We start from the raw sequence: 21,417 nt of genomic DNA, 5'->3' as shown, positions 1-21,417 counted from the left end.
CGTGAGATCTGTCGGACAGGGAGCGGGGGTGGCGACGGCGGTGGCTCGAAGGCTGCGAACTCGCCGTCGCTGCCGGAAATCCCTGAGCCCCGCGCCGAGGATCTCCAGCCGTTCATGCGCAGCTCAAGCCGCTACGGGGCATGACCCGGATACACCAGAAACTCGCCGCGAGATGATTTTGAGGCCTGGGCGGCTCGTTCGACTCGGCGTCCGGCGTGGAGCTCTTGCCCCGGGTAGCAACTGTGCTGCCGGCGCGATCTGTCGTTCGGGTTGCGCAGGAGTCTTCGCGAGGGTGGCCGGGAGGCACATCCACCGGCGTCGGCGCGTCGGTGGCGTCGCTGGTCCGGACGGTGGGCGACGCGGGCTCATACGCGAGGGGAGCGGCTGGCGTCCGGCCTGGCAAGCAGAGCCGGTGCGCTGGTGAACCCCGCATTGGCCTACAGTGCCCAGGTGCCTTCGTACAGCATTGGCCAGGCAGCGGAGCTGTTGGCTGTGAGTCCCGAGACCGTTCGCCGTTGGGCCGACGGTGGCCTCCTCGCGATGGACAGGGGCGGGTCGGGGAACCGGGTGATCCACGGTGTGAGTCTGGCGGCATTCGCCAAAGAGCGCGCCGCAGGTCTGCATCCGGTGCCCGGTGAGGTGCTGACGTCGGTGCGGAACTCATTCGCCGGGATCGTCACCGCCGTAAAGGTCGACGACATCGTGGCTCAGGTGGAGATCCAGTCCGGGCCGCACCGGCTGGTGTCGCTGATCAGCCGCGAGTCAGTAGACGAGCTCGGCCTTGAGGTCGGGGTCATGGCAACGGCGCGGGTGAAGTCGACGAACGTGCACATCGATCGGCTGGGCAGCCAGAACTGAACCGGGACCACTTCGGTCAGCGGCACAGCAGTGCAGCCTGCAGGTCGAGTTCGTGGTCGAGGCGCGACAGGTCCCGGCCGGTGAGCAGCTCGATGCGCCGGACACGGTAGTGCACCGTGTTGACGTGCAGGCGCAGGGCTTCGGTGGTGCGTACTCAGGAGCCGTTGTGCGCGGGAAAGACTTCAAGGGTCTCCAGCAGCACCTGCTGCCAGGCGCTGTGCCTGTCCATCAGCGGTCCCAGGGTGCGGGCGCTGCGGACCTCGCGCACGTCGGCAAGGATCGCGTTCAGGGTGGTGAGGTCGTCCACCGAGGACAGCCGGGTTGCCGCAGGTGCTGTCGTGCGGGGCGCGTTCAGGGCATAGCGGGCCTGCACGAGACTGCCATGGAGGCCCTCAGGCCCAGTGGCTACTGCCCCCACACCGTCGTGGAGCGCCGCTCTGGGGTGGCACGCGTGCAGCAGTGTCCAGCTGGTTTCCTCCCTCGCCCGGTTTGCCGTGGACGACGGCCGCGGCCTCCCTTTCCGCGAGCAGGCTGACAGCGAACGGCTGGTCGGGGTGGTGGCGCAGGGCTTCGGCCAGGGCTCGGCTGCTCCGCGTCCGTCCTCATCGTAAGTGAACCGTGCCGCGACGACCTGGTATGGGCCCACGCCCGGCAGGCCGCAGGCGTGGAGTGCGGCGCGCAGCAACGTTCCATCGGCGCTCGTGGTCATATTCACGAGGTGGCTGCGAATCGAGTCATCGTAAATGCCAGGCCAAGTAACCAATACATCTCTTGGTTGATCCTGAGGTGTGGGTGCCGGCGACCGCGCCGCCGCGCGAGCCGCACGGCGAGCCGGGCTCGGCATCGCACCGCACCGCAGTCAGGGGTGGCGCTCGACGTCGTCCGTGTCTGGCGGCGAAGGCTCTTGAGGGTCCGTCATGACCCCGGTTCTTCGCACGATGCAGTTCTCAGAAAAGGGTGCGACCCGGTTCTGAGTGAGAACGAGTTGTGCGAACCGATCCGGGGCCTTCGGGGGTCTCCCGGCCTCTGATCGATCTTGCTCGGGTAAAGGACCGTTTACGAGAAGCCTTGTCGGGCATCTCATAGGCCCTGCCCCGCTGACCAGAGCGGTGGTTGTCAGCGGGGCCTCGGACCGGCATGGACAGCGTCGAGAAGCAGGTCGAGGACTTCACCTTCGCGTCGGACCTGACGTTGCCCGTGGCACGGGTCATCACCCGGCTGATCGCTGAGGGAGCGCGTGGAGCAGGAGGCCGGCCCAGCGGCCGCGGGCGTCTCTTCGTGGGCGGTCTTGAGGTGCTGCGTGCGGTTCGGACGCCACTGATCGGTGCTCCGATAGCGCCCGATCCCCTGGCGAGCTGCGAGGGCGGGAATGCCGGTGCCGTGTTCTGAAAGCCCCTTGTTCATGAAGCAGCCGGGACGCCCGAAGGTGTCCCGGCCGTGTCTGTCCTGGTGAGCGATCCGTCCTGTCCGACCCACTCGGTGATTCCGCTGGAGGGGCTGGTTCAGGAGAGCCAGTCGGTGTAGCGGGTGGTGGCAATGCGGGCATCGCTTCGGGCGGTGAGGACGTCGCCGTGGACGGCGGCGAACATGCCGGCGGTGTCATCGGTGACGACAGAGCGCCCGTCGCTCTTGGCGGTCAGCGTGAGACGACCGAGTTCGTCGAGGGGATGGACGTCGGGTCCTGCGATGTTGACGACACCGTTCAGAGGGCTGCCTGCGGCGACTTCGGCGACAATGGCGGAGACATCCGCGGCGGCGATCGGCTGGATGGGCGTGCGTGGCAGGCGGACGATGTCGCCGTAGGTGGTCATGGACAGGGTCGCGTCCATGAACTCCATGAACTGCGTGGCGCGGACGATGGAATACGGGATCGGCCCGGCCTTGAGGATGTCTTCCTGAAGCACCTTCGCCCGGTAGTAATCCAGATCGGGCACTTGGTCTGCGCCGACGATCGAGAGGATGACGAAGTGCCTGACCCCGCCCTCCTCGCTCGCGGCAAGAAGGTTGTCCATCGAGGTCTGGAAGAAGGCGAGCGAGGCGTCGTCGAAGGTCGGGGAATTCGTCAGGTTGATGACGACGTCGGCGCCCGCCACGGCCGCCTCCAGCCCCTGGCCAGTGATGATGTCCACGCCTGTGGACAGGGAGTGCGGTACGGCTTGGTGCCCGGCCGCGTTGAGGTTCTCCACGACCCGTGACCCGATCAGCCCGGTTCCGCCAATGACTGCGAACTTCATGGCACGCGCCTTCTTTCGATGATTGGCGCCCCATATACGCCTTATGAGGCTCTGAATTGCCTGGATAACGGCGGCGCCTCGGCGTCGCCGGGCTCCTAGGGTGTGCTGGTTGCGGTGCGGTAGAACTCGGCTGCGGTGACGGTGGCGGGAACGCCGAGTTCGGCGGCGACCGCGGTGATCGCGGTGGCGCCGACGGCGAGGTCGGCTTGGCCGTCGGTGGTGAAATACGGTGCGATGAACGTCTCGAAGTGGGCTCGGGCTTCGTCTGCGGTGTGTCGGCCGAGGAACGTCTGGATGTGCCGCACCGTGGTGTCGGGTTCGTTGTGGATCACCTGCAGGGCGCGCCGGTGGGCTCGTACGACGGCCTGGACCGCGGGGCCGTCCGGGTGGATGCAGGTGGGGTCGACGGCCACACCCACGGTGGGGATCTGGAAGTGGTCGCCGACCCAGGCCAGCACCTGCCAGCCGTGCTCGGCGGCCATCGCCTCCGGTGCCATGGTGCTGCCGACCAGGGCGGCGTCGATCCTGCCGTCGTGCAGCCGGCGCAGGTCCATGCCGTAGTCGCCGGGTGGGCGGACGATGGTGTGGATGTCGCGGTCCGGGTCGAGGCCGGCCTGGCGCAGTACGATCCGGGCGAAGCACCCGGGTGCGGTGTGGGGGGCGTGCACCGCCAGCCGTCGGCCGGCCAGGTCGGCCAGGGAGGTCAGGCCGGGGCGGGCGAGGAACCAGAACAGCGGGCGGTGGGTGTTGACGTTGAGTGCGACCCAGGGGATGCCGTTGACCAGTCGGGACAGCAGCGCCCGGCCGAGCCCGATGGTGGCGCCGTGGCGCAGCCGCTCCTCGTCCCAGGAGCAGCCGTCGCGCAGCGCGACGTGGACTCCCTCGTCGGCGTAGTAGCCCTGCTGGTCGGCAATGTAGGCGACCAGTTCCTCGTGCAGGCCCCGCCCGACGTAGGCGAGATCGATCGTGTACATGAACGGTTTCCCTTGATCGTGTCACCGCCGTGCGCCCGCGCGTGCCGCGGGCCCGGCCGCTGCGGCCCATGGTGCTGAGGTGACGGTGTGCCGGATGCGGTCCGGCCGTCGGCTGCACCGGGGCGGTATGGCCCCGTATACGGAGGACAGCGGGGCGTCAGTACATGGCCATCCCACCGTTGACCGCGGCCGTGGTGCCGGTCATGAAGGCGTTGTCCTCGCCGGCATAGAAGGCGACCGCTTGGGCGACGTCGCCCGGGTGTGCCAGGCGGCCCAGGGGGGTAGCGGCCACCTGCCGCTGCTTGTGCTCCTCGTCCAGCACATGCGCCATGCGGGTGTCCTCCACCGGGCCGGGCTCGACGATGTTGACCGTGATGCCCCGCGGGCCCAGTTCCTGGGCGAGGTACCGGGCGAACTGCGCCAGTGCGGCCTTGGCCGTGCCCAGTGCGATCATGCCCTCCCGGGGCCGACGGCCGAGCCCGGTACCGAGATAGATGATGCGTCCCCAGCCCTGTTCGGTCATGGCAGGCAGGACGGCTTTGGTGACCGCGAACGCCGCACGCATCTCGTCGTCGAGCTTGCCGCCCAGTTCTTCCCACGTCATGTCCTGGAACGGCTTGATCACATACGGGGTGAGCGCGTTGTGCACGAGCACGTCGATGCCGCCCCATGCCGCCTGGACCTGCTCAATCATGCTCTCGACCGCCGCTGCCTCGCGCACGTCGGCCTGCACGGCCATGGCCTGGCCGCCTGCGGCCTCGATGCCGGCCACGACCTCTTCGGCTGCCGTGCCGCTGCGGAGGTAGTTGACCACCACGCGCATCCCTCGCGCGGCCAGAAGGCGCGCGGTGGCCGCACCGATTCCGCTGCTGGCCCCCGTCACCAACGCCACCCTGCCGGTTGCCCCGGTCACGGACCCACCTCCTGTTCATCATCGCGGGCCGTCGGCATGACCGCCCGGAGTTGTTCAACGTCGATGCCGGGGTGTGCTGAGCGGATCGCCCCGTGGAGCACAGTGTCGACGGTCGCCCGCGGCAGATCGGCGGCGGTCAAGTCGAGTTCGCGCGGCAACCGCGAGGAGAGCACCCGCTCCAACGCGCCGCGGGTGATCTCACTCAGCAGCTCAGACGGCGCCTGCGGCAGTCCCCGTCGGTGCCCGTCCCGGGCCCGACCCTCCATGGTGGAGGTGTCGATGCCCTGTTCGATAACGTGCAGCACGGGGCGGGAGCGCCGGTCGAGGCGGGTGACCTTCAGAGTGTCGCCCTCGCACAGCAGTTGCATGACGAGGTCGGGCTTCGGGCGGGACGCCTTCGCGCCGCTCGCGGTGTCGACGTGGATGTTGTCGCGGTCGACGCCGGCCCGCAGCAGGGCGTCGATCTGCTGATCAGGGCTCTGGTCGGCCGCCGAGATGCGGCAGTAGCCGATATGCACTGTCGGAAACTACCCCAAGCACCGTTCTCCGACGTTGATTTCCGACGCGGGTTGCCGACACCGCCCATCTGCGGGTTCGTGATCACGGGGACGAGTGTCGGCAGACGTTCATCTCTCGACACCCCGGCCCGTGATCACGGGTGCCCGGCATCGCCCACCACCCCTGCCACAACGATGAGCAACTCGCATTGACTACCTCCAATAGTCAACTATGGTTACTTGCTTGCATGCCTGCCGCTGAGAGTCCCGTTCCCCAAGAGTCAGCTGACGCCCTGGCGGCCGTCGCGGCGTTGCGGCGCCTTGCTGATCAACTGGAGGACGCCGCAGTCGAGCAGGCCATGCGAGCAGGCTGGAGCTGGCCGCAGGTAGCCGAGGCGCTCGGTGTCACACGCCAAGCCGTCCACAAGAAGCACGCCAAGAGGCTCATCACCGCCGGAGTCAAGCTGAAGAGGCGCGCCGATGACCGCGTTTGACAAGTATCTGCACGCGGTCATCGTGCGGGCGACACACGAAGCCCGCGAGGATGGATCGGCGACGATCGAGGCCCACCATCTCCTGTTGTCGATCGCCGCCGAGCAGGGGGCCGTCGCACATCAGATCCTGGCCTCGGCCGGACTCGATCACAGAGCCGTCCGCGACGCACTGGACCGGGAGTTCGAGCACAGCCTGCGCACAATCGGAGTGTCTCCGGCGACCTATGACCTTCCCCGGCCGAGCCATGCTTCCGAGCAACCCAAGATGGGCGCGTCCGCCAAGCTCGCGCTGCAACGAAGCTTCTCCTCCGTCCGCAAGAAGGAACTGCGGCCGACGCATCTGCTGCTCGGGATCCTGCAGGCTCAGGTCGGCACCGTGCCACGCGCTCTCGCCCTGGCTGACGTCGATCAGGCCGAATTGGTGGACCACGTACGGCAGGCACTCAGCAACGAGGACGACTGACCATCAGGGACGGCTGACACCGGGTCCGCGCGGCCATGTCCGGCTCAGCCCACCGACAAGGAGAGGTCCCCGCATGCACCAACACTCCGCTCACACAGACGGCGGCCAGCCGGGCGCCTCAGCGGCCAAGGCCGCGGGCACCGTGTCTGCACCTGCACCGATCTCAGTGGTCGACGGTCACCCAGCGATCCAGCGCGTACTCGACCAGGTGGTGGCTCAAGGCGGCCTTCCCGGCATCCTTGCCGAGATCTGCGACGGCGATCAGCGGTGGTTCGGCACAGCAGGGGCGGCCGACACCGCAACCGGCCGCAAGCGCTCACCGGAAGACCGGTTCCGCATCGGCAGCATCAGCAAGACGTTCGTGGCCACCGTGATGCTGCAACTGGCGGCCGAAGGCAGGCTGAGTCCGGACGACACAGTGGAACAGTGGCTGCCCGGCGTAGTCCGCGGCCACAACCACGACGGCGGCAGGGTGGCCATCAGGATGCTGCTGCTGAGCCTCGGTCCGGCCGGTGAACGCGTACTTCGTGAACTCCGCGGACGGCACCCTCACCAGTTCCGCGACGTACTCGACCGTGGCCTGCGGAATCTCCTCGACGAACTCCGGGAACCGGCCCTCCTGCTCGAAGAACTTCAGAGTCCGGGCGGAGCCGAGCCGCCTCGGGCCGCTCTTGTTGGCCACCAGGGCCCAGTCGCCGTCCACCAGCGTCCAGCACGCCACCACGTCTTCCGGTGACCACTCCTGCCGCATGCCCCGCCCTTCCTTGCCGCGGACCCCACTCATTCGGCCCAACGGGACAGACCACAGCAGGGAAACCGCAGCCCGAGGTACCCCAGAAGCTACCCGGCGCACGCACGTGCCCGGGCCGGGCGATCCGTGAGCGGTTGACCGGAGGATGCCACAGAGCATCTCGACAGGGCCTCACAAAAGCGAGGCTGCAAACGGATATTGCCTCATAGTTGCGATTCCATGAGCAGATGGCGGGGCATATCTTCTGGCAGCCGCCCTGCGGGCCGTCCGACCTGGGGAATCCGATGAACCGACTCAGCCCGCCACCCCGCACACCTCGTGTACGTACCACTTCTCTCGCCCTGCGCGGGGATGTCGACCGGCCGGCCACACTGACGGTGCGGGACCTGCGGGAAGGATGGGAGCAGCACCGAACCGAGGTTGCCTTCGACTGTGCCACCAGCGGCCTGCAGCGCCACAGCTTCGAAGGTCCACTGCTGCGCGAGGTGATCCTGAATGCCGGCCCTGCCTTCGACCCGCAACGACGCAAGGACCGTTCCCGTTTCCTGCTGGCTGTCACCAGCGGTGACGGCCACCACACGGTGCTGTCCTGGGCGGAGATCGACGCCGACTTCGGCAACGTCCCTGTCCTGCTCGCCACGCGGATGGACAATCAGGAACTGGACGCGGTCGGTAGCCAGCTCGTGGTTCCCGCCGACCGCTGCGGCGCCCGCTACATCAGCGCCATCACACAATTATGGGTCGGGGCGTGGACAGCTCCCGATGAGAACGAAATCTCCTCCCGCCCGAAGATCAGACCGTAGCCAGGGAAATCTCCGTCGACTTGATCAGCGCGACGACGGACGCCCCGGACGCGAGCTGCAGATCGGCGACCGCGTCCTTGGTGATCGCGGCAGTCAGCTCGCCGCCCTCGACGGAGATCTTGACGCTCGCCATGGCACCCCCGATGACGACATCGGTGACAGTGCCGGGAATCTGGTTGCGGATGCTCAGCCCCTCGACGGCAGCCGTGGACACAGACACCTCTGTGGACTTGATCAGCGTGCGCACCGAGGACCCCTCGGCGAAACCGAGTTCTCTGACGGCTTCGAGCGTGATCGCGGCCGTGATCTCCTGACCGCCCGTCAAACGGACCTTCACGGTGGCCATCACCTCGCCGGCCTTGACGGCGGTGACGATTCCGGGGATCTGATTGCGGATGCTCAGGCTCATGAAGAAGCGCCTCCAATCCGGGGTGGAATACCAGATATTTCCTGACCCGATGTCTTCACTGTAGACATCCGTCACATTGCCGACCGGAACAGCTGCCGCAGGCGCGAGGGCGATCCCGGCGAGCCGCCTGGCGAACCGGAGACGGGTTCGCGACCTGCACCTCGGGACGGCGAGTCCCGCCCACAGGAGCTTTGGGTCTTCCTCCGAATAACCACGCATCTGCTATGGAGTTTCGCATTACAGATTGTGATTGCGAGCCTACATCCCCCAATCTGTCGCATATGCAGTCCTACACGATCGGACAGGCCGCACGTCTGCTCGGTGTCAGTCCCGACACAGCCCGCCGCTGGGCGGATGCCGGGCGGGTCGCGACCCACCGCGAGGAGAGCGGGCGCCGCCTCATCGACGGCCGGGACCCGGCCGCGTTCTCCATCGAGGTGGCCCGGGGCGGCACGACGAAGACGACGCGTCGTACGCGCCGGCCCGCAACGCCTTCCCCGGCATCGTCACCGCCGTCAAGCGGCGACCCTGAAGACCTCCAAGAACACCGAGGCCGCGACCGCGTTCGTGAAGTGGCTGTCCACCCCTGACGCCCAGAAGATCCTCCAGGACGCCGGCTTCCAACAGCCGTAGCCGGTTTCCACCTGTGAGGGCCGCCCGCTCCCCCGGACCGGGCGGCCCTCACAGGTACTTCGCGCATCAGGGATCTTCGATGAGACGCCTCCGCAGCCGCGCCCCGCGCACCTGTCGCCTTGGCGATCCCCGCACTGCTGGCCATCGCCGTCCTGATGCTGCCACTGATCGGGATCCTCGCCCGCGGCCGCGGCGGCCGAAGGCGAGGAGGGGGGCGACGCCGCCGACAGTGGGCAGCAGGCCATCGGCAGGAGGACGAGGGAGCGGACGAATGCCTTGCCGGGGAAGTCGATGCGGGCCAGCAGCCAGGCCGGCGGGACGCCGAGGACGAGGAGGACGAGGGAGAGGCCGAGCGCCCAGGCGGAGACGAGCAGCGACAGCTTCAAGGCGCCACCGTCACCCTCGCCATCGAGACCGACTCCGTCGCGCCGGCCCGTACGCACACCTGGCCGGGGGTCGCTGGTTCTGCGTCATCTCCCACGCCTGGCCACACATGTTGGGGGCTGCGGTCGGCGGTGACCGGGCCGACGCCGGGGCCGTGCGTGGGTCTAGTCGCACGCACCGTACGCGTACGGGCGGCCCTCGACGGCCTTGTGGCCACCCACCTCGGTCAACAGCACTGAGAGCGCGCATAGTTGCCGTCTATCGGCACATAGATGCGTCCGCCTCGACCACGCGCGGCCCGGGTGAGGACCGTGAACGGCTCCTTCCCGCAACAAAGGATCAGGAGCCGCCGCCATGGCCAAGATCCTGTGCGTGCCGGAACACCGGCTCGGCCTACGACGGCACGCACCGGGCGGGGGTCGCCGAGCGACGCCGTGTGCGCGCTGAAGCATGCAGTGACCGCTTCGGACAGCCACATGCGAACGTGGGCTCAGTGCATCGACCGGTGCAGTCGCCGACTTCTACACCTTGCGCGCGACGAATCCCCACTGGTCGACCGGTTCGAGGTCCTCTTCGTCCGCTCGCCAGAGGGTGATCGACCCGAATCCGGGCTCGACCAACTCCATCCCGTCGGCGCTCGCGAGGATCTCCTCCGGCTGGCGCACCAGGTATGGCGGAGTGTCGCCCGCCGCGTAAGCCTGCTGCGCAGCCAGCGTCTGGGGCGTGGCGACCGTGTCGCAGAGGACCAGACAGCTGCCTGTCACTGTGCCGGCCATGTACTGGTGCATGAGGTCGATGCCGGCCTGGGGCTGGAGGTGTCCCAGTGTGGACAGCACCATCACGGCCACGGGCCGTGTCATGTCCAGGGTGCGCGCCGCTTCCTGGAGCACCTGCTTGGCTTCCAGCATGTCCGCGTGCACGTAGTCAGTCATCCCGTCTGGTGCACTTGTCAGCAAGGCGCGGGCGTGTGCCAATACGAGCGGGTCGTTGTCGACGTACACGATGCGAGCCTTCGGCTCGACGCTCTGCGCGACCTCATGCGTGCTGTTTTGCACGGGAAGCCCGGTCCCGATGTCAAGGAACTGGGATATTCCCGCTTCGGCCAGATACCGCACCGCACGCGCCTGAAAGGTCCGTGACGCCAGGGCAAGTTCCCGCGTCTGGGGGTAGCTCGCGATTACTTGATCTCCCAGCTCCCGGTCCGCTGGGTAGTGGTCCTCGCCGCCGATCCAGTAGTTCCAGACGCGGGCTGAGTGCGGAACAGCGCTGTGGAATTGGTCTGCGTTGTATTCCTCGTGTTTCATAACACCCTCTTCTATCACGGTTGTTAACGCCTCACGCCGTTGCGGCGGCCTGTCAGGCGGCAACGGCTCGCGACCGCATTCGGCATGTAGATCACGAAGAAGAGACTCACCTCGATCCGAGCGGGGCGGTGCACGTCAGAGCGGAACAGCGCTCTGAAATGGTCCTGAAGCAGTAATGGTCGGTAGATGCAGAATGGAGAAAACAGCCTCCGAGCTGGAGTCCGCCGGCCCTCGAAACCACGACTCCGGTGTACCGCTCGGCAGGGACGACGGCAGCCCTGCCGGGTGGGATGCTTCCGGCCCGGGCCGTCTCGCTCAGCCCACCGCCACCGGTGACGATCCGCCCGCCGCGGCCACGCGGGGTGCCCCGGTGCCGTCTGCGGGGACGGTCCAGATGTCGCTCGCCCGGCCGGCCGCGCCCGGCAGCGCGTAGGCGACCGTGCCGTCGTCCAGCCAGGCAGCCTGGTCGTCGACGCTGCGTGTCTCGGCGAGCGGCGTCTCACGCATGGTCCGCAGGTCGAGGACATACAGCCGCCAGGGCGCGGCCGGGTCGTCGGAAACCTTCTTCTTAAAGGCGATCCGGGTGTTATCGGGCGACAGCGAGGGGCACTCGGCATTCTGCCGCAGTGCCTTCGCCGACCAGTCCCTCATGTTCCCCTCGACAAGGTAGGTGCGGCCCTTGGTGGAGACGGTCGCGTAGAAGCGGTTGTCGTCGCGGGCGAAGGTCACCCCCCAGTAGTTGACGTCGGGAGCGTGGTGGCGGACACCGTCGATGGTGAGGGGGATCTCCTCCATGGACTTGATGAGGTAGCCGGTGCGCAGGTCGAGGACGGCGGTCCGCGTGGAGAAGGCGGTGGTGGCGTAGGAGTCACCGGTGGCGAACACTGTCCAGGACAGCATCCGCCCGGAGGCGGAGACGCGGGCACGAGTGGGAACGCCCGGCACGGTGATCCGGCGCACCTCGCGCAACTGCCGGTCGAGAACGATTGCGTATGTCTTCGGCAGCACCCCGGGCTCGGCGCGCAGGCAGAGCGCGGTACCGCCTGAGGCGTAGAACCGGTCACAGGCCGGGCCGCCGGTGGTGCGGGCGCCGGGGGTTCCGGCGAGCGGCTGATGCGCGACGCGTCCCGTGACCGTGTCCCGGAAGTACAGCGCGGGCCCACCGAGAGTGAACGAGACGTCCGCGTCGGCTCGTTGCCCCTCCGACCGCTGTTCCGCGCGCAGGGCGTACCAGACGGAGCCGCCCGCGAGGAGTAGCACCGCGGCCACCACCACGGCGATACGGGCCCGTGGGCCGAGCGGGGTCGCGGGTCTTTTGAACCTGGCACTCATGCGGTCCGCCTTTCGGGAATCGGGGCTCCCGGCCCCCCGGAGGCCGGGGTGCCGGACTGGTCGCGCGGCAGCAGTGCCCAGCCGCCCGCGAGCGCAGCGAGCAGAGCCGATATCGCCGCCCACAGCGCGGGGCGTGGCCCCCACACCGTCCACGCCGCGCCGAAGCCCGCGGCAGCGAGCATCCGGGCCAACGCCTGACCGGTCTGGAGCAGGGCAAGTCCCCCCGCCCTGCCGTCGGCGGGCAGCACTGGTCCGGCCAGGGCCATCAGCACCCCGTCGGTGGTGGCGTAGAAGACGCCCAGCAGCACGAGGACGGGCACAAGGAGAAGCGGGGCCGGGCCGCCGGTCGGGGCGAGGAGCGTGGCGTACACGCCGAGTAGCGCGACATGTCCGTACAGGAACGGCAGCCGTCGGCCGAACCGGTCCGCGATCCGGCCCGCCGGGACCGCGAGCAGCAAATAGCACGCCGCCGCGCCCAGCGGCAGCAGCGGGAACCAGCCGACGGAGAGGCCGAGGCAGCGCTGGAGCAGGAGGTAGACGAAGGCGTCACCGACGGTGGCGGCACCCAGCAGGGCGGCGGCTCCGAGAATCCGCCGGAAGGCGGGATCACGCAGTGCCCCAAATGTCTTTCGTGTACGGGGAGTCGATTTCGTGGGTGGTGCCGGGTGATCCCCGGGAACGTACAGGACGAGGATCAGTACCCCGAGCAGGCCGACGCAGAAGCTGACGACGAACACCGCGTCGTAGGCGTCGGCGGTCGCCCAGAGCAGGGCGAACGCGGCGAGCGGGCCGAGCAGGGCACCCGTGGTGTCCATCGCCCGGTGCACGCCGAAGGACCGGCCGAGCGCCTCGGGTCGGCTGCTCAGGGTGATCAGCGCGTCACGGGGCGCCGTTCGGATGCCCTTGCCGACCCGGTCAGTGGCCAGGGCGGTCGCGATCCCGGCGGTGGCACCGCCCGCGAGCAGCAGGCCGAGCCGGGAGCAGGCGGAGAGGACGTAGCCGATGCCCGCGACCCGTTTGTGCCGGCCGCCGCGGTCGGCGGCGTGCCCGCCGAGCAGCCGCACGACGGAGGCGGCGCCATTGAACAAGCCGTCCAGGAATCCGAATTGGAGAGGTGAGAGACCGAGTCCGAGGACGAGGTAGAGCGGCAGCACCGCGGTGACCATCTCGGAGGAAATGTCGGTGACGAGGCTGACCGTGCCGAGTGCCAGGACGGTGCCGGGGACGCGTCGCCCCGCCCCGCCGGTGCGGGGCGGGGCCGGCGCGTCCCGGCGGCCTGTGGTCGCCAGATACATCAGTGGCAGGCGTACTTCGGGCTGGTGTCCTTGGTCTTGCCGTCGGTGCCGACGTAACTCCAGCTGTAGCCGGAGTCGGTGAAGTCCATTTTCAGGACGCCGTATTCACCGCTGATCCGCTTCTGGCTGTTGGGCTGGACGTTCTCGATGGGGTATGGCTCGGCGCCACCCATGCCGCCGACGATCTCGGTGATTCCGTCGGTGGTGGCCTTCCCGTCGGGGCTCTGTGGGGCGAACCGCTCGTAGTGGTGGTCGTGCCCGTTGAGCACAAGGTCGGCCTTGGCCCCGTACAGGATCTTCCAGACCGGCCTGCTGACCGGGTCGTTGCCGTGCCCGCCCGAGGAGTACAGCGGGTGGTGCCAGTAGGCGGCGATGCACGCCTTGCTGTTCCTGGCGAGGTCGGCCTTGAGCCAGTCGATCTGGGCGCTCTGGTCGAAGGAGTTGGAGTCGAGGGCGATGAAGTGCCAATTGCCCTCGTCGAAGCTGTAGTAGCTCTTGCCCTGGGGGTATGCGATCGCCCCGAAATACGTCTTGTAGCCGACGAGCGACCCGGCCGGATCGTACGTCTCGTGGTTGCCCGGTACCGGATGCGTCTTGTCCTTGAAGGCACCCCAGGTCTTGTCGTAGTAGGCGCGGAAGTCGGCGATCCGGGCGTCGTCGTACTGACTGTCGCCCATCGTCAGATAGAACTTCGGATTGAGCTTCTGGGCCAGTGCGGCAGTCTTGGGGTGGGCACAGTCACTGTCGGAGGCGGTGCACTGAGCGGCGATGTCACCGGCGGCGACCACGGTGAAGGCACCGGTTTGCGGGGGCGCGCCGTCGAGAATGCCGTACACCTCGACCTCGTGCAGCGAGTAGCCGTAGGCAGTACCGCGCGCGCTGCCGTACACGCGCAGGTAGCGGCCCTTGCCGGAGAGGGCGGACCAGTCGTCGGTGCCGCCGTTCCCGGCCGTCTCGTTGGCGAGCCGGGTCCAAGTGGTGCCGTCGGCGGAGATCTCGATCCGGTACGCCTTGGCGTACGCGGCCTCCCAACTCAGCTCCACCCGCGTGACGTTGGCGGTGGCACCGAGGTCGACACGTATCCACTGCGGGTCCTCGACCTCGGCGCTCGCCCAGCGGGTGGCCGGGTCGCCGTCGAAGGCGTTCTGCGGGCCGAGGCCGGAAGCTTCGCTGGAGGAGGCGGTGGCGGGCTTGCCCTGCGAAATAAGGGGGTCGGCGGCGGCGTCGGCCCGGTCGGGGTAGGCGAGCAACAGACTTCCGACGAGGAGGAGTACGGCGGCGATGACCACGCCTACCGTACGGCGCCGCGTGGGCGTGAAGAGCGGAGCTGAACCGTTCAGGTACATCCCTGGACTCCTGGCCTTGGGGGTGGCGAGAGCTGGGCATTGGTGCGTGACCTCGCACCCCGACCCTCGTGCGGGCAGGAGGCGGCATCATGGTGGCCGGGCCAGAGCTCTCACTGAGCGCGTCATGCCTACGGGGGTCAGACACCGCGCCAAGCCACCGCCCGGAATGCTAGCGAACAGTAAACTTTCCTACCAGTCCCCCAACTCCCTTTGCTCCGTACCTCGTTAAGCACCCGGCGCATCCGGCTACCGACCCTGCAGCGGCCTCGCTGAGGATGAGCCGCACCCGGCCGGCGATGACCGTGTCGGCGTGGCGGCCGCACAGGGCCGTGGCGGCGCAGGGCGGCTCGACAGATGGCCGGCCAAGTGCCCCGTCCCCGGGGGTGATGGAGCCGGTCGATGACCGCACCCGCATCCTGCGCAACGGTTCCCAGCGCCTGGACCATCTCGTGGTGTGGATCGCCGCGTTCGGCTTCGAGTTCGAGATCCAGGAGCCGGCCGAGATGGGGGCACACCTGCGGACGCTCACCGGCCGCCTGCAGCGCGTGGCCATGTGCGCGTCCGCGGCGCGGCGACGCTGTGGGCGGCATCCGCCGGTGGACAGGTGATGCTGACTGTTGCTCTCGGGACAGCACCCGCCGGCCCTGCCCGCTCGTGCCACATACGAACCGCCTGCGGGTCCTGTCCCACGTACAATTCGAATCCGAACGATGCCGTCGATCCATGGCGCCGCCCGGGCGTCGAAGGAGTGTGCCGTGACCGGCCAGCGATCCATCAGCGAAGCCGAGAAGCTGGTAGAGGCCAAGCTCGGCGGTGTACCGATCCGTCATGAGCAGATGGCCGTGGTGGCCAACATCTACCGCGCCGCCTCGGCTGTCCGCCAGCACCTGGAGAACTCCGTGCTGCGCGGCTCGGATCTGACCTGGACCGCCTTCGTCGTGCTCTGGGTGATCTGGATCTGGGGGGAGTCGGAGACCCGCCACGTGGCAGAGGAGGCGGGCATTTCCAAGGGCACGCTGACGGGGGTCGCACGGACACTGGAGGCCCGGGGGCTGGTCGAGCGCGACAGCCACCCCACCGACGGAAGGCTGGTGCTGCTCCGGCTCACCGACGAGGGCGAGACCCTGATGCAGCGGGTGTTTCCGCAGTTCAATGAGGAGGAGGCGTTCGTCGCCGGGCAGCTCAGCGACGAGGAATGCCGGAATGTCGCGCAGGGGCTGCGGCGGGTCGTGCTCCAGGTCGAGGAGCACGGTGAGGAACGACGCCTCGCCCTGCTCGACGGGGCTGAGCCCGCGCGACGCCGCAGCGGGCGCCGCCCGAAAGCTTGAGCCACCAGCAGGTACGGTCTCGGGCCGTTAGGCAGGACCTGCTGCGCTGCAACCACGTACCCATCACCGGGGCGGGGTTCCGCGTCATCGGATGCGGCAGCACGGTCGGCCGCCCGTTCGGCCCGATGCCGGCCGGGCAAGCCTGGCGCCAGGTCCACCGGGGGACACGTACGAAGGCCCGGACAGTCCGGCCGCTGCGACCCTCGCCATGTGTGCCGTATGCCGCGCGGCGCTCAGCGCCTCCGGCGGGCGGCGCGTACAAGAGCGTCGAAGAGCCCCTGCTGAGCGGGGTCCTGGTGGGCAGTGTCCTCGGGGTGCCACTGGACAGCGGTGAACCAGCCCTGTAGCCCGGGGAGTTCAAGTGCCTCCACGGTGCCGTCGGCTGCGCGGGCGGCGACCGTGAGGCCTTCGCCAAGGCGGTCGACGTGCTGATGGTGGTAACAGGAGGCCTCCATCTTCTCCGCGCCGGTGGCCTGTTCCAGGAGCGTGCCGCGTTGCACGGCCACCGGGTGCACGACATGGCGGTGCTCACGCCCGGGGCCGCCCATGTCCTGGTACAGGGTGCCGCCGCGTGCAGTGTTGACCACCTGGAGACCGCGGCAGACGGCAAGCAGCGGAAGCCTCGAGTCCAGGGCCTGGCGGGCGACTTCGATATCGAAGCCGTCCTGGACGTCGTCGACGTCGTAGACGCTGGCGTGGAAGTCCGTTTCGCCGTAGCGGTGCGGGGCGAGGTCGCCACCGCCCGGCAGGAGGACGCCGTCGAACCGGGCGAGGCGAGCGGCGACTTCGGCGGGGTCCGCGGCGCCGTCGGGCGCACACGGGTGGATGGCGGCGGGTTCGCCGCCTGCCCGCCAGACAGCCTCGACCAGGGCGCGGGCAGTGACCTCAGCGGTGTAACGCAGGGCGGATGTGGTGGCGGAGAAACGGGCGGGGACCGCGATCAAGGGACGCGGGGTCGCGTGGCTCACAGCTGAATCCAGGTGGTCTTGAGTTCGGTGTACTTCTCCAGGGCGTGCGCGGACTTGTCGCGGCCGTTGCCGGACTGCTTCATTCCGCCGAAGGGGACGGTCAGATCACCCTCCTCGTAGCAGTTCACCCACACAGTCCCGGCCTTCAACGCACGCGACACCTTGTGGGCCGTGCTCAGGTCACTGGTCCACAGTCCGGCGGCAAGCCCGTACTCGGTCGCGTTGGCAAGAGCGACCGCCTCGTCGAGGTCGTCGAAGGCGAGGACGGACAGGACAGGCCCGAAGATCTCCTCGCGGGCCAGCCGCGCGCCCGGGTCGACCTGGTCGAAGACCGTCGGCTGCAGATAGCTGCCGCCGCTCTCGGCCAGAGTACGGCCGCCGCCGACGCGCAGCCGCGCACCGCCGTCGAGGCCGGTGGCGATGTGGTCCAGTACGCGGCCGAGATGGGCCTCGCCGACCATGGCGCCCATCTCGGTGGCCGGGTCGAGCGGATCGCCGACACGCAGGGTGCGGGCCCGCTCCACGACGGCCTCGGTGACGCGTTCGGCGATCGAGGAGTGCACGAGGAGTCGGGAGGGCGCGGTGCACATCTCGCCTTGATTGAAGAAGATGCCCCAGGCGGCGGTGGAAGCGGCCCCGTCCAGGTCGGGGGCGTCCGGGAGGATGATGTTGGGTGACTTTCCGCCCAGCTCCAGCCAGACCCGCTTGAGGTTGGAGGCGGCGGCGTAGCGCAGGAAGTGGCGGCCGACCGCCGTGGACCCGGTGAAGGCCAGCACGTCCACGTCCGGGTGCAGGCCCAGGGCACGCCCGGCGGTCGGTCCGTCGCCGGTCACGACGTTGAGGACGCCCGGCGGGAGCCCTGCCTCGGTGGCGAGGCGGCCGAGCAGCAGCGCGGACAGTGGCGAGGACTCCGACGGCTTCAGTACGACGGTGCAGCCCGCCGCGAGTGCGGGGGCGACCTTCCACGAGGCGAGGGTGAGCGGGAAGTTCCACGGCACGACCGCGCCGACCACCCCGGCCGGTTCACGGGTGATCAGGGCGAGAGCGTCCGGAGCCGTGTGCGGCGACTCATCGGTGAGCTTGTCGGCCAACTGCCCGTACCAGCGGAAGGTGTTGATCGCAGCGCGCAGTTCGATGTCGTACGCGTCCGTCACGGGCTTGCCCATCTCCAGGCTGATGGTGAGCGCGAGCCTCTCACGCTGCTCCTGGAGCAGGTCGGCGATCCGCAGCAGGACGCGGCCGCGGTCCGTGGGCGCCAGGCGCGGCCAGGGGCCGGAGTCGAAGGCCCGGCGCGCGGCCGCCACGGCCGCGTCCACCTCGGTGGCGGTGGCGTCGGCCACCTCGGCGAGCACCTGGCCGTCGCGGGGTGAGACAGCTGCGTAACTCCCCCCTCCCCCGGGCTCGTCCATGCCGTCGATGTGATGCGCGCCGCTCAGCTGCGGCACCAGCTCCTTCGCGCGGCTCAACCACTCGTCGTGGGTGACATCCAGCATGGGGGACCTCCAGCTCAGGCTTAGCTTATTTGATTCCAAACGATATGATCCCGAGGAGGCCTCCACAAGGGAGGATCCGTCAGGGAAGGAGAACGCACTGTGCGCGCACTCGTCGTCCTGCACGAGCACGTCACCGAACCGGGCCCGGTCGGGGACCGCCTCGCCGAACGCGGCTACGAACTCACCGGCGTGACGGTCGTCCCCGAAGCCCACCACCGCGCGCCGGGCGTGGACTTCACCTTCCCCGACGCAGCCGACTCGGACCTGATCGTCTCGTTCGGCGCCCCCTGGTCGGTGTACGACGAGGCAGCCGTCGGCAGCTGGATCAGCGGCGAGCTCGGACTGCTGCGCGAGGCCCACCGCCTCGGCATACCGGTGCTGGGCATCTGTTTCGGCGCCCAGGCTCTGGCCGCCGCTCTCGGCGGCTCGGTCGAGGCGGCACCGCGCCCGGAGATCGGCTGGACCGCCATCATGACGAACACCCCTTCCGTGATCCCACAAGGCCCTTGGTTCCAGTGGCACTTCGACCGCTGTGTCCTGCCGCCCGGCGCCGAAGAACTGGCCCGCACCGACGTGGGGCCACAGGCATTCCGCTACGGGCGCAGCCTGGGCGTGCAGTTCCATCCGGAGATCACCCCGCGGATGGTCCGCGACTGGCTCGACCTCGGCGGCGATGAGCAGTGCGTACGCCACGGCGTCGACCCACGCGGACTCCTCGCGCGGACCGAGGCGATGGAACCAGCGGCGCATGCCCGTGCGCGGCGGCTGGTGGACAGCTTCCTTGACGAGGTGGCGCACGCGACCGACTGACGTGGACGTATGCGTACGCATACGCGTCATGCGGACCGGGGCAGGGCCACCGCCGCGACCGTGACCGGCGGCGGCCCCGCGGCCCGGACGGAAAGCCCGCACAGCCGGGATACGGCCGCCACTGCCGGCCGGGCCGGACAGATCCGCCGCATGCATCCAGTACTCATGGGTTCTCCCCAGTCGGCCGCCACCCGGACCGCGCACACCGGGGGGGCGTCCTCGGTGTGCGCCGCAAGCCGGAGCAGGGGATCAGTCGGTGACCGGCTGCCTGCCAACGACCACCCGCGCCGCTACCGCACCCAGCGCAAGGACCACCGGCACAGTCAGCGCCAGCCATGACGCCGTGGCCGGGTCGCCGCCGATGAGCGTCGTGAAGTTGGCCAGAATCAGCCAGATGGCACCCGCGATGCCGAGCGCGCCGAGTGACGGGGCGATCAGCGTGTTCCAGGGCCGGGTATCGAGACGTTCGCGGCGGAAGAAGACGACCACCGAGACCGAGGTCAGGAAGTACAGGAGCATCATGCCGAGCACGGCCACCCCGCTGAACCAGGAGAAGAGGGTCAGCACGGGGTCCTTGCCCGCGAGCGCGAACGGCACGACCAGGACGACCGCGATCGCGGTCTGCGCGCCGCCCGCCGCCCACGGCGAGTGGCGTCGGTTGAGGGCACAGAGAGAGCGCGGCAGCAGTCCGTCGCGACCGAGCGAGAACAGGTAGCGGTTGGCGGAGTTGTGGAAGGCGAGGATGCCCGCGAAGAGCGAGGTGGCGAGCAGGATCGGCAGGACCTCACCCACCCAGGAGCCGAACTGCGCGGTGACCGGCGCGAAGACGAAGGCGGTGGCGTCGCCGCCTTCGAGGGCCTTCCCGGCAGCCTCTGCGGCGTGCGAGGCACCGTGGGCGGAGACCAGCATCCAGGAGGTGAAGGCGAAGAAACCGGTGATGACGACGACGGAGAGATAGGTGGCGCGGGGGACGGTCTTGCGTGGTTCCCGTGCCTCCTCCCCGTAGATCGCGGTGGCCTCGAAGCCGAACATCGATGCCACGGCGAACATCAGCGCCACTCCGGGAGCACCCTTGAGGGCCGCCCCCGGCGAGAAGCTGTCGCCGAACCCGAGCCCTTGGGGGCCACCTCCCTTGAAGAGGGTGACCAGACCGAAGACGAGCAGAATGCTGAACTCCGCGAGGACGAAGACCCCGAGGACCTTGGCCCCCATCTCGATGCCCGCGGCGCCGAGCACCTGCACGACGACCATGGTGACCAGGGCCCAGACCCACCACGGCGCGTCAAGGCCCGTGTAGTGGGTGACCAGGCCACTCACCAGGGAGCCGTACAGGCCGTACATCGCGGCCTGAATGGTGCAGTAGGCGAAGAGCGCGACGCCGGCGCTTCCGGTGCCGGCGGTCCGGCCGAGCCCCTTGCCGATGTATGTGTAGAAGGCGCCGGCGTCGACAACATGGCGGCCCATGGCGACGAACCCCACGGAGAACAGCAGGATCACCACCCCGGCCACGGCGTATGCGGCCGGGGTTCCCGGGCCGTTGCCGAGGGCGACGGCGATCGGCACGGCCCCGGCAATGCCCGTCAGCGGCGCCTGCGCGGACAGCACGAAGAAGAGGATGCCCAACACGCCGAGGGCGTTGGGCTTGAGCTTGCCTGCGGTGGGGGCGTCCTGCGCGGGCTGCTGCACCGCGACCGTCCGACTTTCCACTCGGATCACCTGCCAGAGAGGGAGTAGGTTTTCGTTTCAGGCCAAACGAGTTGCCTCATAGTGGGCTTGAACTATCCGTTTGGCAAGGGGTTGCACGACGATTCCCGGACCCCTGCGGGTTGCTCACGCATCCGTAACCGAGCCGATATCCGCAGGCGGGAGCCACTGCGGCTGCTCGTGCACGGCGAGGGCTGCCGGCCGGCAGACGTCCGCCGCACCCCGGAACTCCGCAGCCGGGGGCATGTCCGCGTCGGCCTCGTACACCTCGGCCGTATACGACCGGACTCGGCACGCCGAGCTCCACCTCGTCGAGGACGGCATCCAGTCGTTCCTTGCCCGCCCGGAGCCGGACCCGGCCCTGGGCGGCGTGCGCCCAGGGCCGGGTTCATGCATCCATGGGCCGTCCGCACGGCCGCTCACC

At 68.9% G+C, this 21,417-nt stretch carries 24 protein-coding genes and 4 pseudogenes; 11 read left to right on the top strand and 17 right to left on the bottom strand.

Annotation, left to right across the window (positions count from 1 at the left end):
• Positions 1–450: 450 nt before the first annotated feature.
• The gene (locus ACIPEK_RS26910; RefSeq protein WP_402001122.1) at positions 451–858 is read left to right on the top strand and encodes a molybdopterin-binding protein; all 408 of its coding nucleotides are present in this window, start codon (positions 451–453) and stop codon (positions 856–858) included.
• Between the two features lie 16 nt (positions 859–874).
• Here the strand turns inward: ACIPEK_RS26910 and ACIPEK_RS26905 are convergent.
• Both ACIPEK_RS26905 and ACIPEK_RS26900 read right to left on the bottom strand, forming a co-directional pair.
• Positions 875–997, bottom strand: a pseudogene (locus ACIPEK_RS26905) (helix-turn-helix domain-containing protein); the annotation flags it as partial.
• Between the two features lie 15 nt (positions 998–1,012).
• Complete coding sequence (locus ACIPEK_RS26900; protein WP_402000882.1) at positions 1,013–1,231, bottom strand: hypothetical protein; 219 nt, start codon at positions 1,229–1,231, stop codon at positions 1,013–1,015.
• Positions 1,232–1,995: 764 nt separating this feature from the next.
• On the opposite strand from ACIPEK_RS26900, the gene ACIPEK_RS26895 reads away from it, so the two are divergent.
• Positions 1,996–2,247, top strand: coding sequence for a hypothetical protein (locus ACIPEK_RS26895; RefSeq protein ID WP_402000880.1), 252 nt, complete (start codon positions 1,996–1,998; stop codon positions 2,245–2,247).
• A 113-nt stretch (positions 2,248–2,360) separates the two neighbouring features.
• Here the strand turns inward: ACIPEK_RS26895 and ACIPEK_RS26890 are convergent, their stop codons facing one another.
• The 4 genes from ACIPEK_RS26890 to ACIPEK_RS26875 form a co-directional block, all read right to left on the bottom strand.
• Complete coding sequence (locus ACIPEK_RS26890; RefSeq protein ID WP_402000877.1) at positions 2,361–3,092, bottom strand: SDR family oxidoreductase; 732 nt, start codon at positions 3,090–3,092, stop codon at positions 2,361–2,363.
• A 95-nt stretch (positions 3,093–3,187) separates the two neighbouring features.
• Complete coding sequence (locus tag ACIPEK_RS26885) at positions 3,188–4,066, bottom strand: ABC transporter substrate-binding protein (protein WP_402000874.1); 879 nt, start codon at positions 4,064–4,066, stop codon at positions 3,188–3,190.
• A 157-nt stretch (positions 4,067–4,223) separates the two neighbouring features.
• Positions 4,224–4,979 carry an SDR family NAD(P)-dependent oxidoreductase gene (locus ACIPEK_RS26880; protein ID WP_402000871.1) on the bottom strand — a complete coding sequence of 252 codons (756 nt, stop codon included), beginning with the start codon at positions 4,977–4,979 and terminating at the stop codon, positions 4,224–4,226.
• Positions 4,976–5,497: a recombinase family protein gene (locus tag ACIPEK_RS26875; protein ID WP_402000868.1), complete on the bottom strand. Its 522-nt coding sequence runs from the start codon at positions 5,495–5,497 to the stop codon at positions 4,976–4,978. Before ACIPEK_RS26875 ends, ACIPEK_RS26880 begins: the two co-directional genes overlap by 4 nt.
• Before the next feature lie 227 nt (positions 5,498–5,724).
• Between ACIPEK_RS26875 and ACIPEK_RS26870 the strand changes: the two genes are divergently transcribed.
• The 3 genes and pseudogenes from ACIPEK_RS26870 to ACIPEK_RS26860 all read left to right on the top strand — a co-directional run.
• Positions 5,725–5,970 carry a hypothetical protein gene (locus ACIPEK_RS26870; protein WP_402000865.1) on the top strand — a complete coding sequence of 82 codons (246 nt, stop codon included), beginning with the start codon at positions 5,725–5,727 and terminating at the stop codon, positions 5,968–5,970.
• Positions 5,957–6,433, top strand: coding sequence for a Clp protease N-terminal domain-containing protein (locus ACIPEK_RS26865; RefSeq protein WP_402000862.1), 477 nt, complete (start codon positions 5,957–5,959; stop codon positions 6,431–6,433). Before ACIPEK_RS26870 ends, ACIPEK_RS26865 begins: the two co-directional genes overlap by 14 nt.
• 73 nt (positions 6,434–6,506) lie before the next feature.
• Positions 6,507–6,866, top strand: a pseudogene (locus ACIPEK_RS26860) (serine hydrolase); the annotation flags it as partial.
• Here the strand turns inward: ACIPEK_RS26860 and ACIPEK_RS26855 are convergent.
• Positions 6,750–7,184 (bottom strand): DUF4158 domain-containing protein, encoded by a 435-nt coding sequence (locus ACIPEK_RS26855; RefSeq protein WP_402000859.1) that lies wholly within the window; start codon positions 7,182–7,184, stop codon positions 6,750–6,752. The pseudogene ACIPEK_RS26860 and the gene ACIPEK_RS26855 overlap by 117 nt on opposite strands.
• A 284-nt stretch (positions 7,185–7,468) precedes the next feature.
• Here ACIPEK_RS26855 and ACIPEK_RS26850 point away from each other — a divergent pair, with 284 nt between their 5' ends.
• Positions 7,469–7,987, top strand: coding sequence for a molybdopterin-dependent oxidoreductase (locus ACIPEK_RS26850; protein WP_402000856.1), 519 nt, complete (start codon positions 7,469–7,471; stop codon positions 7,985–7,987).
• On the opposite strand, the gene ACIPEK_RS26845 is transcribed toward ACIPEK_RS26850, so the two are convergent.
• Positions 7,977–8,396 (bottom strand): molybdopterin-binding protein, encoded by a 420-nt coding sequence (locus ACIPEK_RS26845; RefSeq protein ID WP_402000853.1) that lies wholly within the window; start codon positions 8,394–8,396, stop codon positions 7,977–7,979. The two genes, ACIPEK_RS26850 and ACIPEK_RS26845, sit on opposite strands and share 11 nt — an antisense overlap.
• A 224-nt stretch (positions 8,397–8,620) precedes the next feature.
• Between ACIPEK_RS26845 and ACIPEK_RS26840 the strand changes: the two are divergent.
• Positions 8,621–8,752, top strand: a pseudogene (locus ACIPEK_RS26840) (hypothetical protein); the annotation flags it as partial.
• Positions 8,751–9,029: a substrate-binding domain-containing protein gene (locus ACIPEK_RS26835; protein WP_402001119.1), complete on the top strand. Its 279-nt coding sequence runs from the start codon at positions 8,751–8,753 to the stop codon at positions 9,027–9,029. The pseudogene ACIPEK_RS26840 and the gene ACIPEK_RS26835, both read left to right, overlap by 2 nt.
• A 186-nt stretch (positions 9,030–9,215) precedes the next feature.
• Here the strand turns inward: ACIPEK_RS26835 and ACIPEK_RS26830 are convergent.
• From ACIPEK_RS26830 to ACIPEK_RS26810, 5 genes and pseudogenes are all read right to left on the bottom strand, one after another.
• Positions 9,216–9,472, bottom strand: a pseudogene (locus ACIPEK_RS26830) (hypothetical protein); the annotation flags it as partial.
• Between the two features lie 462 nt (positions 9,473–9,934).
• The gene (locus ACIPEK_RS26825) at positions 9,935–10,717 is read right to left on the bottom strand and encodes an SAM-dependent methyltransferase (protein ID WP_402000850.1); all 783 of its coding nucleotides are present in this window, start codon (positions 10,715–10,717) and stop codon (positions 9,935–9,937) included.
• 315 nt (positions 10,718–11,032) lie between these two features.
• Entirely contained in the window at positions 11,033–12,049 is a 1,017-nt protein-coding gene (locus ACIPEK_RS26820) for a TolB family protein (protein WP_402000847.1), read from the bottom strand.
• The gene (locus ACIPEK_RS26815; protein ID WP_402000844.1) at positions 12,046–13,344 is read right to left on the bottom strand and encodes an MFS transporter; all 1,299 of its coding nucleotides are present in this window, start codon (positions 13,342–13,344) and stop codon (positions 12,046–12,048) included. Before ACIPEK_RS26815 ends, ACIPEK_RS26820 begins: the two co-directional genes overlap by 4 nt.
• Positions 13,344–14,690, bottom strand: coding sequence for a discoidin domain-containing protein (locus tag ACIPEK_RS26810; protein WP_402000841.1), 1,347 nt, complete (start codon positions 14,688–14,690; stop codon positions 13,344–13,346). Before ACIPEK_RS26810 ends, ACIPEK_RS26815 begins: the two co-directional genes overlap by 1 nt.
• 386 nt (positions 14,691–15,076) lie before the next feature.
• Between ACIPEK_RS26810 and ACIPEK_RS26805 the strand changes: the two genes are divergently transcribed.
• Complete coding sequence (locus ACIPEK_RS26805) at positions 15,077–15,298, top strand: hypothetical protein (protein ID WP_402000838.1); 222 nt, start codon at positions 15,077–15,079, stop codon at positions 15,296–15,298.
• 147 nt (positions 15,299–15,445) lie between these two features.
• Entirely contained in the window at positions 15,446–16,018 is a 573-nt protein-coding gene (locus ACIPEK_RS26800; protein WP_351254247.1) for a MarR family transcriptional regulator, read from the top strand.
• A 233-nt stretch (positions 16,019–16,251) separates the two neighbouring features.
• Here ACIPEK_RS26800 and ACIPEK_RS26795 read toward each other — a convergent pair whose 3' ends face one another.
• Positions 16,252–16,986 (bottom strand): gamma-glutamyl-gamma-aminobutyrate hydrolase family protein, encoded by a 735-nt coding sequence (locus tag ACIPEK_RS26795; RefSeq protein WP_402000835.1) that lies wholly within the window; start codon positions 16,984–16,986, stop codon positions 16,252–16,254.
• Positions 16,983–18,479 (bottom strand): aldehyde dehydrogenase, encoded by a 1,497-nt coding sequence (locus ACIPEK_RS26790; protein ID WP_402000832.1) that lies wholly within the window; start codon positions 18,477–18,479, stop codon positions 16,983–16,985. Before ACIPEK_RS26790 ends, ACIPEK_RS26795 begins: the two co-directional genes overlap by 4 nt.
• Before the next feature lie 99 nt (positions 18,480–18,578).
• Here ACIPEK_RS26790 and ACIPEK_RS26785 point away from each other — a divergent pair, with 99 nt between their 5' ends.
• A complete protein-coding gene (locus tag ACIPEK_RS26785; protein WP_402000829.1) occupies positions 18,579–19,289 on the top strand; it encodes a type 1 glutamine amidotransferase in 711 nt (236 codons plus the stop codon).
• A gap of 26 nt (positions 19,290–19,315) precedes the next feature.
• On the opposite strand, the gene ACIPEK_RS26780 is transcribed toward ACIPEK_RS26785, so the two are convergent.
• Both ACIPEK_RS26780 and ACIPEK_RS26775 read right to left on the bottom strand, forming a co-directional pair.
• Complete coding sequence (locus ACIPEK_RS26780; protein ID WP_402000826.1) at positions 19,316–19,456, bottom strand: hypothetical protein; 141 nt, start codon at positions 19,454–19,456, stop codon at positions 19,316–19,318.
• 82 nt (positions 19,457–19,538) lie between these two features.
• Complete coding sequence (locus ACIPEK_RS26775) at positions 19,539–21,005, bottom strand: APC family permease (protein ID WP_402000823.1); 1,467 nt, start codon at positions 21,003–21,005, stop codon at positions 19,539–19,541.
• Positions 21,006–21,417: the final 412 nt, after the last annotated feature.

Origin of the sequence: Streptomyces sp. NPDC088246, assembly GCF_044741025.1 — a bacterium.
Classification (GTDB): Bacteria; Actinomycetota; Actinomycetes; order Streptomycetales; family Streptomycetaceae; genus Streptomyces.
The sequence above is the reverse complement of the archived record's forward strand: the minus strand, read 5'-3'. Positions and strand labels throughout refer to the sequence as shown.

What these genes read in the sequence shown, in the direction of transcription:
- ACIPEK_RS26855 (WP_402000859.1), bottom strand. Translation starts at nt 7,184, where the DNA reads ATGCGGCAGGAGTGGTCACCGGAAGACGTGGTGGCGTGCTGGACGCTG.
- ACIPEK_RS26850 (WP_402000856.1), top strand. Translation starts at nt 7,469, where the DNA reads ATGAACCGACTCAGCCCGCCACCCCGCACACCTCGTGTACGTACCACT.
- ACIPEK_RS26805 (WP_402000838.1), top strand. Translation starts at nt 15,077, where the DNA reads ATGGAGCCGGTCGATGACCGCACCCGCATCCTGCGCAACGGTTCCCAG.
- ACIPEK_RS26885 (WP_402000874.1), bottom strand. Translation starts at nt 4,066, where the DNA reads ATGTACACGATCGATCTCGCCTACGTCGGGCGGGGCCTGCACGAGGAA.
- ACIPEK_RS26865 (WP_402000862.1), top strand. Translation starts at nt 5,957, where the DNA reads ATGACCGCGTTTGACAAGTATCTGCACGCGGTCATCGTGCGGGCGACA.
- ACIPEK_RS26820 (WP_402000847.1), bottom strand. Translation starts at nt 12,049, where the DNA reads ATGAGTGCCAGGTTCAAAAGACCCGCGACCCCGCTCGGCCCACGGGCC.
- ACIPEK_RS26845 (WP_402000853.1), bottom strand. Translation starts at nt 8,396, where the DNA reads ATGAGCCTGAGCATCCGCAATCAGATCCCCGGAATCGTCACCGCCGTC.
- ACIPEK_RS26890 (WP_402000877.1), bottom strand. Translation starts at nt 3,092, where the DNA reads ATGAAGTTCGCAGTCATTGGCGGAACCGGGCTGATCGGGTCACGGGTC.
- ACIPEK_RS26835 (WP_402001119.1), top strand. Translation starts at nt 8,751, where the DNA reads ATGCCGGGCGGGTCGCGACCCACCGCGAGGAGAGCGGGCGCCGCCTCA.
- ACIPEK_RS26870 (WP_402000865.1), top strand. Translation starts at nt 5,725, where the DNA reads ATGCCTGCCGCTGAGAGTCCCGTTCCCCAAGAGTCAGCTGACGCCCTG.
- ACIPEK_RS26815 (WP_402000844.1), bottom strand. Translation starts at nt 13,344, where the DNA reads ATGTATCTGGCGACCACAGGCCGCCGGGACGCGCCGGCCCCGCCCCGC.
- ACIPEK_RS26895 (WP_402000880.1), top strand. Translation starts at nt 1,996, where the DNA reads ATGGACAGCGTCGAGAAGCAGGTCGAGGACTTCACCTTCGCGTCGGAC.
- ACIPEK_RS26810 (WP_402000841.1), bottom strand. Translation starts at nt 14,690, where the DNA reads ATGTACCTGAACGGTTCAGCTCCGCTCTTCACGCCCACGCGGCGCCGT.
- ACIPEK_RS26780 (WP_402000826.1), bottom strand. Translation starts at nt 19,456, where the DNA reads ATGAGTACTGGATGCATGCGGCGGATCTGTCCGGCCCGGCCGGCAGTG.
- ACIPEK_RS26790 (WP_402000832.1), bottom strand. Translation starts at nt 18,479, where the DNA reads ATGCTGGATGTCACCCACGACGAGTGGTTGAGCCGCGCGAAGGAGCTG.
- ACIPEK_RS26825 (WP_402000850.1), bottom strand. Translation starts at nt 10,717, where the DNA reads ATGAAACACGAGGAATACAACGCAGACCAATTCCACAGCGCTGTTCCG.